Origin of the sequence: Nonomuraea basaltis, assembly GCF_005893125.1 — a bacterium.
Classification (GTDB): Bacteria; Actinomycetota; Actinomycetes; order Streptosporangiales; family Streptosporangiaceae; genus Nonomuraea; species Nonomuraea basaltis.
In genome coordinates, this window is the sequence record NZ_VCJS01000011.1 from 85,470 (window position 1) to 97,666 (window position 12,197).

Here is a 12,197-nt window from a genome sequence, read left to right on the forward strand (position 1 = left end):
CCCACGGCCGAGGCCAGAGTCCCGATCGCGGTCGGATCCGGTTCCGAGAGCCGCGCGCCGGCCGCATCCGACCATGAGACCGGTCGTCCGGGGCCGGCCGGGGAGGCCGGGTCGGGTGGGCGTCGGGGCCTGCCGAGTTCGCGACTGCTCGTGCTCATGGGATGCCTGGCCGCCGGGGTCCTCGCGTTCCTTCCCCCCTCGGGCTCCGGCGACCACCTCAACTACGCCGCGTACGGCCGCATGGTCACGATGGGCCTCAGCCCGTACACCCATGGCGCGGTCGATCTGCCGGGCGACCCCGTCACCGACGCGGTCGAGGAGCCGTGGCGTGAGGAGGCGAGCGTCTACGGTCCGGTGGCGACGGCCCTGCAGGCGGTCGCGAGCTGGGCGGGCGGTGACTCGCTCCGGCTGACGATCTTCGTGCTGGCCCTGTTCAACGCCGCCGCCTTCATCGCGACCGGCCTCCTCATCGACCGCTTCACCAGGGACGATCCGGCCAGGCGCCTGCGGGCCGCCCTGCTGTGGACTGCTAACCCACTGCTGCTCTATCACCTGGTCGCGGGCATGCACGTGGATACCCTGGCCGTCGCCTGCATGGTCGCCGCGCTCCTGGCCAGGAGCCGCCCCGCGGGCTCGGGCGTCCTGCTCGGGCTGGGGGTGGCGATCAAGATCAATGCCGGTCTCGTGGCCCTCGGCCCGGCCTGGGAGCTACGCCGGCGTCCCGCCCGCCTGGCGCTCATGGCGGCCTGCGCCCTCGCGTTGGTGGTCGCCGGGTACGCGATCATCGGGTCGGAGGCGATCGCGCCGGTGACGCGCACCAGCAAGTCGATCTCGCACGCCTCTTTCTGGAAGCTCGTCCAGGGCTGGCTGCAGTCGATCGTGGGCACCGGTAGCGCGTACCGGGGGGAGATTCAGGTCGGCTCTCTGCTGGTGCTCGCGCTCGTCGCCTGGTGCCTGCTGCGCTGGGCCGGCCGTACGCACCGGTCGAGCGGGCACCACGGTGTGAACGGCGTGCGCGGGCTGGAGGCGCCGGTCGTGGCGGCGGGGTTGGTGGTGGCGTACCTGTTCGCGACCCCCTACATCCTGCCCTGGTACGACGGGCTGGCGTTCGGGATGCTGGCGCTCGTGACGGCCTCGGCGGTCGACGGGTTCGTGGTCGTTCACCTGCTGGCCCTGTCTCTCGCCTACCTGCCTGCCCGGGTTGACGGGCAGCCTGCGGACCTCGATTGGCTCAGGACCGTGGTCCGGCCTCAGATCGCGTGGGTGCTGCTTGCTCTGACCGTGGCCCTGGTGGTGTGGGCGTGGCGAGCTGCAGGGCGCGAACGCAGGCGGCCAGCGTCAGCGGGACGGCCACCGTCAGCGCCATAGCGGGGATGGCGATGCCCGAGTCGTTCATCAGGAAGCCGACGAGGGCGCACGTCAGGGCGCCGAGCAGACCTGGCCTGAGGGTCGGGGCGAGTGCGTACGCCTGGCCGAGGGCGGAGGCGCCCCAGCGCGAGGGGCGGGCCAGCACCAGGAACAGGAAGGCCAGCGCGACCAGCGAGAGGAGGGTCAGTGACCAGTTGCCGACCGTCACGCCGATCATGGCACTGAACTTGCGGCCGACGACGGTCAACGCCTGACCGTCGATGACCTGCTGCACGAACGTGCCCAGATGGGTCCGCTGGGCCTCTGGACGCAGCCAGTCGAACACGGACAGAGCGCCGACGAACACCGCCCCCACCAGGCCGACGAGCAGGAGCCTCAGCACCGACACGCGTCTGCCCGAGAGCAGGATGAGGAAGACGGCCAGCCCGATCACGAACGCCGGCACCCCGCCGAAGTCCGCACCCCACGAAGGCCACCCGTCCGCGAACACCGCGAAACCGCCGTACAACGCGCACACCGTGACGACCACGAGCCTGGACACGCCTCTGCCGAACAGCCACTGTGCCACCCCGGCCAGCCCGAGGATGGTGCCCGTGGCGTAGACGGCGAAGGCGATGTTGCTGAAGCCGTAGAACCGCCCGCCGGTCACGGGCTCGTAGCCGGTCACCGCGTTCACCTGCAGCCTGGAGCCGGTCATGACGTCGATGAGGAGGGCGAGGGAGGTGATCGCCGCGACGGTGGTGAGCGGGCCGAGCACGTGAGCACGCCACGGACCGGCGAAGGCGACGGCGGTGATCAGGCCGGCGATGCCGAGGATCGTCACGATCACCGAAAGCATCGGCACCGGCAGCGTCCACCAGGGCACCAACTGCGCCAGGAAGGTGGAGACGGCGATGGCCCCGCTGATCACCGCCACGACCTGGACGGCTCGGAGGAGCTTGGAGGCGCTCGCGAGAAGTTCGGTGGAGGTGGCGGCCGAAGCATCCGGCCCGCTTCGCGCCTGTTCTGTGGCGGGTGGTGTTCCGGGCTCCGTGGAATGTGCGAGATGTGTGGCGAGACCTGATTCGCCGGCTGGGTTGCCGGTGTCGGTGGACCTCTCTGCGCCGGCGCCAGAGGAGCTTGGGCGCTCCGGGGAGCGCCGGCGGCGAAGGGCGAGGGCGGCCCAGGCGTAGAAGAGAAGCTGGACCGTAACCAGGACGGTGAAGAACGGGCCGCGCACCTCGCGGAGGACCTGGCTGGCCAGATCTCCGTCCGCCAGCTGGGTCACCGTGTCGGCGGGGGTGGCGGGGGCCGGGCCGCCCGGTTGCCAAGGGCGGCCCGCCACTTGGCGCGGGGTGGTCAGGCCCAGGACCTGGATGGTCGTGGCGGTGAGGTCGTTGATCGTGACCAGGGCGTCCTGGCGGGTGGAGGTGGCGGTGAGGGAGCCGTGCGGGTACGGCTCGCCGCTCGGGGACGGGCCGGCGGCGATCGCCACGTGCAGGTGGGCGTTCGGGGTCACGTCGGAGACGCCGGCCACCAGGATGGTCGTGCCGGGCGGCAGCTTGCTCAGCAGGGCGCCGATCTGCTGGTCCGCCTGGGCGACGGCGGCCTGGCGGGCCGCGGCTGGGAGCGGGGTGGGGACGCCGTACTCGTCGAGGGGCCGGCGGCTCCAGGCGTTCGCGAGGTCGGCGGCCTCGAACACGATCAGGTTGTACGGGGTCGGGTCCCCCAAGGCATCGGGAGTGGGGGCGTATTTGGCGATTTTTCCGGACCTGTCGGCCCCGCCAACCGCGGCGCCCGGTCCGATGGCGGCGACCTTGCCTCCACCATCGGTCACCAGCTGTCCCAGCGTGCCGAGCTGCGCGGCGTAACCGGTCTCGGACTGGTACGCGGTCAGGGCCGGCCAGTTCGGGACGGTGGCTTCCGTGCCCGCGAGCTGGGGAGCGGCGGGAGAGGAGCAGCCCTTGCCCCCCGTACCGGCCCGCTGGCCTGCGGAAACGGTCATCCAGCCGGCGATGGGGCAGGTGATGCCGCGGTCCGGGGGCGGCACGGCGCGCGTCGAGAGGGAGGCGGAGGCGCCCTGACCGACCAGGCCCCACAGGTTGGGGGTCCGGGCCTGGTCGAGGTCGCTCCATTCGAGCCCGGGCACGCCGATGAGCGCCACCCGCCCCTGAACGGCCTGCTTGCTCAAGGCCCGCGACTGGTGTGCCTGCACGGCATGCCCTGGGTGCGCCTGGTCGCCGATGGTCCATCCCTGGCGTGCCGGCTCCTGCGACGCCCGTTGCTGGGCCGCGTGCGCCGCCGCCGGAGCCAGCGGTGCCGCGAGGGCCATGCCGACGAGCAGCGCGGCGGCGAACGTACGCCTGGGCGCGCGGTCAAGGGGCCGGTGCGCGTGCGCACGCCGTACGCGACGCGCCCAGAACCGGCCGCCGTGTGGGCCGGGCATGGCGTCGTATGGCATGTGCGGACCCCCAGCGTCTGCCCTCGATCGACAACAGCCACGGTAACGTGCCGCCTCATGACAAGTGGCGAGGTGCGGGTGATCCGGCGGCAGTGGTGGGCGTGGGCCGTCGTGGCGCTCGTCGTCGCGGCGGCCGTGGCCCCGCTGGTGCACATGTGGCTCACGAACCCGGACGATCAACGGCTGGTCGACCTGGACGTTTACCGTACCGGCGGGCAGATGCTCCTCGAGGGCCGGCCGGTGTACGACTACTACACGCCCGCGCCGCAGTTGCTGCCGTTCACGTACCCGCCCGTCGCGGCGATGCTGGCCGTGGTGCTGGCCAAGATGTCGTGGGGCACGGCCCAGTGGCTGTGGACAGCCGGGATCTTCGTGGCGCTGGCCGTGACCGTCGCGTTCTCGTTCAGACCGGCGTTGCGGAAGCACGTGCCCTGGGTGTTCGGGCTGGTCATGGTGGCCTGCGCGTACCTGATGCCGATCAGGGACCAGGTGCGGTTCGGGCAGGTGGACATCATGCTCGTGGCGCTGTGCCTGGCCGACTGCGCGGCCAGGCGGCCGTGGTGGCCTCGGGGTTTCCTGATCGGGCTGGCCACGGCTGTGAAGCTGACGCCCGGCGTCTTCCTGATCTATCTGCTGGTCACCCGGCAGTGGCGGACGTTCTTCATGGCGGCGTTCGCGGCAGCGGTGCTCACGTTGCTGCCGTTCGCGGTGATCCCGCAGGACGCGGCCGACTTCTGGTTCTCGGCGCTGCTCGATCCCACGCGGCTCGGCGCGAACGAGGCCACCACCAACCAGTCGATCCGCGGCATGCTGCTCCGCCTCTACCTGCCCGACGCGCTGACGTCCGTGATCTGGCTCGCGATCGTGGCGGCGGTCGGCTGGTACGGCTTCCGTGGCGCCCGCGACGCGTACAAGGCGGACGACCCGGTCACCGCCGTCGCGCTCGTCGGCCTGCTGGCCGTGCTGCTCTCGCCCGTCGCCTGGATCCACCACCTGGCCTGGGTGGTCGTGGTGCTCGGCGCGATCGTGGGCGACGGGCGGGATCCGGTCAGGCTGCGGGTGGCGGCGGGGGTGTGGCTGTACTACGTGGTGCCGATCCCGTGGTGGGGGGTCTCGCTGAAGGCCGCGGACATACCCGGGGTCAGCCTGGTGCTGGGGAAGATCGTCCAGAACGGGTTCGGGCTGGGCGCCTTGGCTCTGGTGTGGTTGTTGGTGTCCTGGTTGCCGAAACGGCGGGAGATCGCTTGACGTAGCCGTTACCCTCTGTGCCGTGCTCGTTACCACATGGGTCATCGTGGGCGTCGTCGCCGGGGTCAGCGGTGTCGTGATCGGTTATCTGGCGCTCCGGCAGGCCAGGGCCACGATGGAGGACTGCCGGCGGATGCTGGCCAGGCAGATCAGCGAGGGCAGGGGCGATCTCAAGGCCATCAGGGACGTGGCCGTCTGCCGGTACGACGCCCTCTCCGAGATGTCCGGGCGGCTGTCGTTCTCGATCGCGATGATCAACGGGCTGGGTGACGGCATCGTCCTGACCTCGATCAACGGCCGGAGCGAGACGCGGACCTACGTACGGCCCGTGGTGGGCGGGAAGGGGCAGCAGCCGCTGTCGCCGGAGGAGGAAGAGGCGGTGCGCGCGGCCAGGCTCGGGCTCGGGCCGTTGGTCCCGTGCCGGGCGTCAGGGCCGCTCTGAGAGCGGCCGGCCCGCCGTGCTCGAACGCGTAAAGAGACGCACGCGGCGTGTCAACCTGCGGTTACTCTGGATGCATGCCCGGACTCGCCTATCTCGGACCGGAGGGGACCTTCACCGAAGAGGCCCTTCGGCTCCTGGACCCCACCGCTGAGCGGCTGCCGTGCGCCACGGTCAGCGCCGCGCTCAACGCCGTCCGGGCGGGGGACGCCGACGGCGCCGTGGTCCCGCTGGAAAACTCCGTCGAGGGCGCGATCACCACGACGCTCGACGAGTTCGCCTGGGGCGAGCCGTTGCTGATCACGGCCGAGCTGCTGCTGCCCGTGCAGTTCTCGCTGCTGGCCAGGCCGGACACCGAGATCCCGCACATCAAGCGGGTCTACTCGCATCCGGCGGCCATCACCCAGTGCCGCGCCTTCACCTCCCGCGAGCTGCCCGACGCGGTCGTGGTGGCCGCGCCCTCGACGGCGGCCGCGGCCCAGGAGGTGTCGCTGCCGGGCTCCCCTTACGACGCCGCCATCGCCGCCCGCATCGCCGGCGAGCACTATGGCTTGGTGGAGCTGGCCACCGGCATCGGCGACAGGTCGGACACCGTGACCAGGTTCGTCAGGGTGAGCCGGCCGGGGTCGCTGCCCGAGCCGACCGGCTCCGACCGCACCACGCTGGTCGTCTTCCTGGCCGACGACCACCCGGGCGCCCTGCTGGAGATGCTGACGGAGTTCTCCGTGCGCGGGGTCAACCTGACCCGCATCGAGTCGCGGCCGACCGGCGACGGCATCGGGCGCTACTTCTTCCACTTCGACTTCGAGGGGCACGTCGCCGACGCCCGGGTCGGCGAGGCGATCGCCGGGCTGCACCGCATCTGCGGCGAGGTGCGCTTCCTCGGCAGCTACCCGCGAGCCGACGGCATCGCGCCGCAGATCAAGCGGGGCACGGGCGACGCGGAGTTCGCCGAGGCAGGGGAATGGCTGGCCCGCGTCCGCGCCGGCCAGGTGTGAGCCTCGGCGCCCCCTGACGCCTCGCCCGAATCGACGCCTGGCCCAGGTCCGGCCTCTATACGGGCTCAGCGTGGCGATCCGGGGAGGGCGGGCCGCGGTAATCCAGGGGCGAGGCGTTGCCAGGCGCCGGTAGCCTTTCCTTGTGATTGACCTGCGTACCCTTCGTGAGGATCCCGACCGGCTACGGGCGTCGCAGCGTGCCCGCGGTGAGGACGACTCCGTCGTCGACACGCTGCTCGACCTCGACGGGCGCCGCCGATCCGCGCTGACCTCGTTCGAGTCTCTGCGCGCCGAGCAGAAGAGCATGGGCAAGTCGGTCTCCAAGGCGCAGGGCGAGGAGAAGGCCGCGTTGCTCCGGCGGGCCAAGGATCTCGCGAGCCAGGTCAAGGCCTTGGAGGCGGAGGCGGAGAAGCTCGGGGCCGAGCTCGACGAGCTCGTCCAGACGGTGCCCAACATCGTCGAAGAGGGTGCGCCGGCCGGCGGCGAGGACGACTACGTGGTGCTGGAGACCGTCGGCGAGCCGCGGGAGTTCGACTTCGAGCCCAAGGACCATCTGGAGCTGGGCGAGGCGCTCGGCGCCATCGACATGGAGCGGGGCGCCAAGGTGTCCGGCTCGCGGTTCTTCTTCCTCAAGGGCGTCGGCGCGCGCCTGCAGCTAGGCCTGCTCAACATGGCCATGCAGCAGGCGATCGAGGCCGGGTTCACCCCGATGATCACGCCGGTGCTCGTGAAGCCGGAGACCATGCAGGGCACCGGCTTCCACGTGGCCCACGACAAGGAGATCTACCGCCTCCCCGACGACGACCTCTACCTGGTCGGCACCTCGGAGGTGGCGCTGGCCGGCTACCACGCCCAAGAGATCGTCGACGCCGGCGAGCTGCCGCTGCGCTACGCGGGCTGGTCGTCGTGCTTCCGCCGCGAGGCCGGCTCGTACGGAAAGGACACCCGGGGCATCATCCGGGTGCACCAGTTCGACAAGGTCGAGATGTTCTCCTACGTGCGCCCTGAGGACGCCCATGAGGAGCACCAGCGCTTGCTCGCCTGGGAGAAGGACATGCTCGCCAAGATCGAGGTTCCCTACCGGATCATCGACACGGCGGCGGGCGACCTGGGCATGTCGGCCGCCCGCAAGTTCGACTGCGAGGCGTGGATCCCCACCCAGGGCCGCTACCGGGAGCTGACCTCGACCTCCAACTGCACCGAGTTCCAGGCCCGCAGGCTCGCCGTCCGCTACCGCGGCAAGGACGGCAAGCCTCGCCACCTGGCCACGCTCAACGGCACGCTGGCCACGACCCGCTGGATCGTGGCCATCCTGGAGAACCACCAGCAGGCCGACGGCTCCGTGGTGGTCCCCAAGGCGCTGCGCCCCTTCGTGGGCCTCGACGTGCTCACGCCTGCCAAGTAGCCGCTTTCGTGCGCCCGGCGTCCGTTCGCCGGGCGTCGCGCCTGATGATGGCGACGCTCCCGAGCAGCACCGCGGCGGTCAGCAGCACGGCCAGCACGACGGCGACCCAGTGAGAGCCGGGCACGCCGGCCGCCCAGCCGTGGAAGGGCAGGTAGGCGCTCGCGTAGACCAGCGGCGCGGCCAGCACCCCGACGGCCACCGGCAGGGGCCGCGCGTGCCCGGTGCACAGGAGGACAAAGCACACCAGAGCGCCCGTCATGGTCATCAGCGAGCCGGCGAGCAGCATCGGCCCGGAGCTCGAGAAGGGCAGCTCCGGGCCCCAGCCGAGCAGGGCGAGATAGAAGCCCAGGCAGGTCACCACCGCGAAGACCGGGTAGGAGCGGTGGTGCCGGCGCAGCCCGGCCCCGGCGCCGCCGAACAGCATGCACGCGGCCAGGAAGAGTGCCACATCGAACTCGGGATCGAGGTCCACCTGCGCGGCCTCGGTCTCGCCGGGCCAGCCCACGCGTCGCCACGTGCCCGAGACGTCGCGGACCATGATGCCGTCCACGCCGTTCGCGACGACCACGACGTGCCCGCCAGGCCAGCCCTGTACGGCAAGGCCCTTCGCGCTCAGCCCGGAAGACTCGTCGTACCGCCTGAGGAGGCGCTCGCGGTCGTCCCCGGACAGCGACCACGACAGGGCCCAGGTCTTGCTGCCGTCGTCGGACTGCTCCACGGCCATCTGGCCGGGGACCACCCGGTAGCAGCGCATCGCCTGGTAGGGCACGCACGCGGCGCTCTGCCGCACCTTGACCGGCTCCCCGCTGCCCTCCGACGGGAAGACGTCGCTCCCCGCTGACGAGGTGGCGTCGCCTTCCTCCGGCCAGGAGACGGTGCTCTCCTCCGACCAGGTGGTGCCGCCGTCTTCGGAGAACCATGTGGTCCCGTACTCGGCGCGGACGGTGATCCGCCCTCCCCTGTCCACTTCGACGGAGTCGGCCGCGGGTGGCGGAGGTGCCGCGGCGGTGGCGGTCACCGCCAGCACGGCCAGCGGGATCGTCACGATGATCCGCCATCGCGCGGAGGGGGCCGTCGTGCGGCTGCGCCGGCGTACCCACCAGGCCAGGGCGAGCGCGGGCAGCGCCAGGAGGTCCGTAGGATCGGCCAGGACGCGCGACGGGCCCGCGACGAGGGTCCAGGCCTGGGAGGCGGCCTCAGCGCCCGTCTCCGTCGTCTTCACGAGCGCGAACAGCACTCCCGTGAGCACCGTGGCGGCCAGGTCGGCCCGCCGCCGGAAGAGCAGGGCCAGCAGCGCGGGCGCCGCGACGAGTCCGGCCACGTCGCTGAGCTTGCCCGTGGCGAACCCGGGCCAGGCCTGCTTGAGCAGGTGGTCGTTGACCAAGAGCACGATCACCCCGGTAACGGTCACGGGATGACATAACCACGCGTACTTCATATAGAGGTCGACGGTGGGGAAGGGCTGGAGGTTCGGGGTGTTGGCCCACCCGTGACCAACCCGACACAAGCAAAAGACCGAGGCCCGCTGGAAGCGAACCCCGGTCTGTCTCGCTGCTACAGGTCAGATGGCTCGGACCTGAGAGGCCTGCGGCCCCTTCTGGCCCTGCGTGATCTCGAACTCGACCCGCTGGCCGTCTTCAAGGCTGCGGTAGCCGTTGCCGACGATCTCGGAGAAGTGCACGAACACGTCCGGCGCACCGCCGTCCGGGGCGATGAAGCCGAAGCCCTTCTCGGCGTTGAACCACTTGACGGTTCCCTGAGCCATAAAAGCTCTCCCTCAGGATGTGAATCTATGGGACCCACACCTCGTGGGTCCCGGTGTGTCGTACAGCAAGCACCCCGGGGTGGCTCAGACAAAGTCATGCTGGTTTTCACTACGGGATCAGCTAATACAACGCCTCCACATCTAACACCATTCTGGAGCGTTGGTGTTCCTCTCCCTAGGAAGATTTCTGTCAGGTGGCATCACCCGGCAAACTGGAACCTGTTATGCAGAGCCTTCCCGCACCACGCCTAGTGGCCACCGACCTCGACGGAACCGCGTTGCGAACCGACGGAACCGTGTCTCCCCGCACGGTCGTGGCCTTCGGCAGGGTCGAGGAATCGGGCTCCGTGCTGGTGTTCGTGACCGGGCGGCCGCCCCGGTGGATGGGCGGGGTCGCGAGTGCGGTACGTCACCACGGGATCGCCATCTGTGCGAACGGAGCGCTGATCTACGATCTGCATACCGAACAGATAGTGGAATCTCACCTGATCGCCGTCGAGGTCCTCGGGGAAGTCGTCGCTCAGCTACGAGCGAACGTGTCCGGACTCGTATTTTCGGTCGAGTACGAAGCCGGTTTTGCGCATGAGTCCGATTTCCTGCTCGGCGGCCTGGACCGCAAGAGCGCCGCAGCGGTGTGTGTCGATTCGGTGACCTCTCGTCCATGCGCGAAGCTGCTGGCGCTGCACCCGCGCATGGGCGCGGATGAATTGCAGTCCGTCGTGCACGAGTTGGTCGGGCACCTGGTGACCGCCACGCACTCCAGCGGCAGGGGCCTGATCGAGATGAGCGCCCAGGGCGTGACGAAGGCGACCGCCCTGGCGGCGTTCGCCGGGCAACTCGAGATCAAGCCGTCGCAGGCCGTCGCGTTCGGTGACATGCCGAACGACCTGCCCATGCTGAGCTGGGCAGGCACGTCGTACGCCGTCGCGAACGCGCACCCCGACGTGCTGGCCGCGGTCGACCACGTGACCGCGGCCAACGACGACGACGGCGTCGCGCGGGTGCTGGAGAAGCTGTTCTAGAGGTAGGGCCCCGAGCCGCCGTGCGGCCGCTGCGGTCCTTCATCGCCCGGCACGCCGGGCAGCGCCCTGCGCATCTGCTCCAGCTGGGCGCGGGCGGCCATCTGCTGCGCGAACAGCGTGGTCTGGATGCCGTGGAACAACCCCTCGAGCCAGCCGACGAGCTGGGCGTGCGCGATGCGCAGCTCCGCCTCGCTCGGCGGCGTGCCGTTCTCGTCGGTGAACGGGAGAGACAAGCGCTCCAGCTCGTCGACCAACTCCGGCGCCAGGCCGTCCTCGAGCTCCTTGATGGAGGACTCGTGGATCTCCTTCAACCGCTTGCGGCTGGCCTCGTCGAGGGGCGCCGCGCGGACCTCCTCGAGAAGCTGCCTGATCATGCTGCCGATGCGCATCACCTTGGCGGGCTGCTCGACCAGGTTGGTGACCGAGCGATCCTCTTCGCCGCTATCGCCCTGACCTTGGAAGTCGGGGCCCACCACCACGATGTGGGGGGTGTTGTTCTCCTCAGCATTCATAACACTCACCGTACTAGCAGGATCTTGCCGACGTGCTCCCCCGAATCCAACATTCGGTGAGCTTCGGCCGCCTCCGAGATGGGGACCTCCGCGTACACTACGGGACGTACGGCACCGGCCCCGACCAGGGGCCAGACGTTGTCCACGACGCTCCGGACGATGGCGCCCTTCTCCTCCACCGGCCGTGCCCGCAGCGTGGTGCCGTGGACGGAGGCGCGCTTGGCGAGCAGGGCGCCGAGGTCGATCTCGGCCTTGCGGCCGCCCTGCAGCCCGATGACCACCAGCCGGCCGCCGGTGCGGAGCGCCCGGACGTTCCCCGCGAGATACTTTGCGCCCATGATGTCGAGGATGACGTCGGCCTTCACCTTCTCGGCGAAGTCCTCCTCGCGGTAGTTGACGACCTCGTCGGCGCCGAGCTCCCGGACGCGCTCGCCCTTCTCCGCCGTGCCGACGGTCGCGACGACGTACGAGCCGAGCGCCTTGGCGAGCTGGACGGCGAACGTTCCCACCCCGCTCGCCCCGCCGTGCACCAGCAGCGTCTCGCCTCGGCGAAGCCGGCCGACCATGAACACGTTGGACCACACCGTGCACGCCGCCTCGGGCAGCCCGGCGGCGACCGCCAGCGGCACGCCGTCCGGCACCGGCATCACCTGCTGCCAGGGCACGGCTACGCGCTCGGCGTAACCGCCGCCGGCGAGCAGCGCGCACACCTCGTCCCCCACCTGGAACTGCTCGACGTCCGCGCCGACCGCGGCCACCACGCCGGAGACCTCCAGCCCCGGGTACGGCGGCGTGCCCGGGGGAGGATCGTAGAATCCGTTACGTTGCAGAACATCGGCACGATTCACCGCCGAGGCTGCCACGTCGATGAGCACGTCACCGCGCTCGACACGCGGCTCCGGCACCTCCCGCCACTCCAGCACCTCTGGTCCGCCCGGCTCGGCAATCTCAATGGCTCGCATGCGAACCACGGTAGCCGGGCAAAGAAGTTGTGGGTTGC

Annotated in this window: 10 protein-coding genes and 1 pseudogene; 6 read left to right on the top strand and 5 right to left on the bottom strand. The window is 70.5% G+C overall.

All coding sequences use genetic code 11. The features are described from left to right. Nucleotides 1-156: 156 nt before the first annotated feature. Nucleotides 157-972: pseudogene (gene mptB, locus EJK15_RS74255) on the top strand (polyprenol phosphomannose-dependent alpha 1,6 mannosyltransferase MptB); the annotation flags it as partial. A gap of 259 nt (nt 973-1,231) precedes the next feature. On the opposite strand, the gene EJK15_RS74260 reads toward mptB, so the two are convergent. Further along, nucleotides 1,232-3,808 carry a hypothetical protein gene (locus EJK15_RS74260; protein WP_240776819.1) on the bottom strand — a complete coding sequence of 859 codons (2,577 nt, stop codon included), beginning with the start codon at nt 3,806-3,808 and terminating at the stop codon, nt 1,232-1,234. Between the two features lie 57 nt (nt 3,809-3,865). On the opposite strand from EJK15_RS74260, the gene EJK15_RS07715 reads away from it, so the two are divergent. The 4 genes from EJK15_RS07715 (at nt 3,866) to serS (ending at nt 7,898) form a co-directional block, all read left to right on the top strand. Next, nucleotides 3,866-5,056: a glycosyltransferase 87 family protein gene (locus EJK15_RS07715; RefSeq protein WP_138709682.1), complete on the top strand. Its 1,191-nt coding sequence runs from the start codon at nt 3,866-3,868 to the stop codon at nt 5,054-5,056. Nucleotides 5,057-5,078: 22 nt separating this feature from the next. Next, nucleotides 5,079-5,498 (top strand): DUF4446 family protein, encoded by a 420-nt coding sequence (locus EJK15_RS07720; RefSeq protein WP_240776820.1) that lies wholly within the window; start codon nt 5,079-5,081, stop codon nt 5,496-5,498. Between the two features lie 74 nt (nt 5,499-5,572). Further along, complete coding sequence (gene pheA, locus EJK15_RS07725) at nt 5,573-6,493, top strand: prephenate dehydratase (protein WP_138709683.1); 921 nt, start codon at nt 5,573-5,575, stop codon at nt 6,491-6,493. A gap of 142 nt (nt 6,494-6,635) precedes the next feature. Continuing rightward, entirely contained in the window at nt 6,636-7,898 is a 1,263-nt protein-coding gene (serS, locus tag EJK15_RS07730; RefSeq protein WP_138709684.1) for a serine--tRNA ligase, read from the top strand. On the opposite strand, the gene EJK15_RS72645 is transcribed toward serS, so the two are convergent. Together EJK15_RS72645 and EJK15_RS07740 are read right to left on the bottom strand one after the other, a co-directional pair. Continuing rightward, the gene (locus EJK15_RS72645) at nt 7,882-9,294 is read right to left on the bottom strand and encodes a hypothetical protein (protein WP_206060704.1); all 1,413 of its coding nucleotides are present in this window, start codon (nt 9,292-9,294) and stop codon (nt 7,882-7,884) included. The two genes, serS and EJK15_RS72645, sit on opposite strands and share 17 nt — an antisense overlap. Before the next feature lie 165 nt (nt 9,295-9,459). Then, the gene (locus EJK15_RS07740; protein ID WP_043619750.1) at nt 9,460-9,663 is read right to left on the bottom strand and encodes a cold-shock protein; all 204 of its coding nucleotides are present in this window, start codon (nt 9,661-9,663) and stop codon (nt 9,460-9,462) included. 251 nt (nt 9,664-9,914) lie between these two features. Here EJK15_RS07740 and EJK15_RS07745 point away from each other — a divergent pair, with 251 nt between their 5' ends. Beyond that, the gene (locus EJK15_RS07745) at nt 9,915-10,685 is read left to right on the top strand and encodes an HAD family hydrolase (protein ID WP_338089851.1); all 771 of its coding nucleotides are present in this window, start codon (nt 9,915-9,917) and stop codon (nt 10,683-10,685) included. Here the strand turns inward: EJK15_RS07745 and EJK15_RS07750 are convergent. Both EJK15_RS07750 and EJK15_RS07755 read right to left on the bottom strand, forming a co-directional pair. Continuing rightward, entirely contained in the window at nt 10,682-11,197 is a 516-nt protein-coding gene (locus EJK15_RS07750; RefSeq protein WP_138709686.1) for a bacterial proteasome activator family protein, read from the bottom strand. The genes EJK15_RS07745 and EJK15_RS07750 overlap by 4 nt on opposite strands. A gap of 5 nt (nt 11,198-11,202) precedes the next feature. Next, nucleotides 11,203-12,159, bottom strand: coding sequence for an NAD(P)H-quinone oxidoreductase (locus tag EJK15_RS07755; protein ID WP_138709687.1), 957 nt, complete (start codon nt 12,157-12,159; stop codon nt 11,203-11,205). Nucleotides 12,160-12,197: the final 38 nt, after the last annotated feature.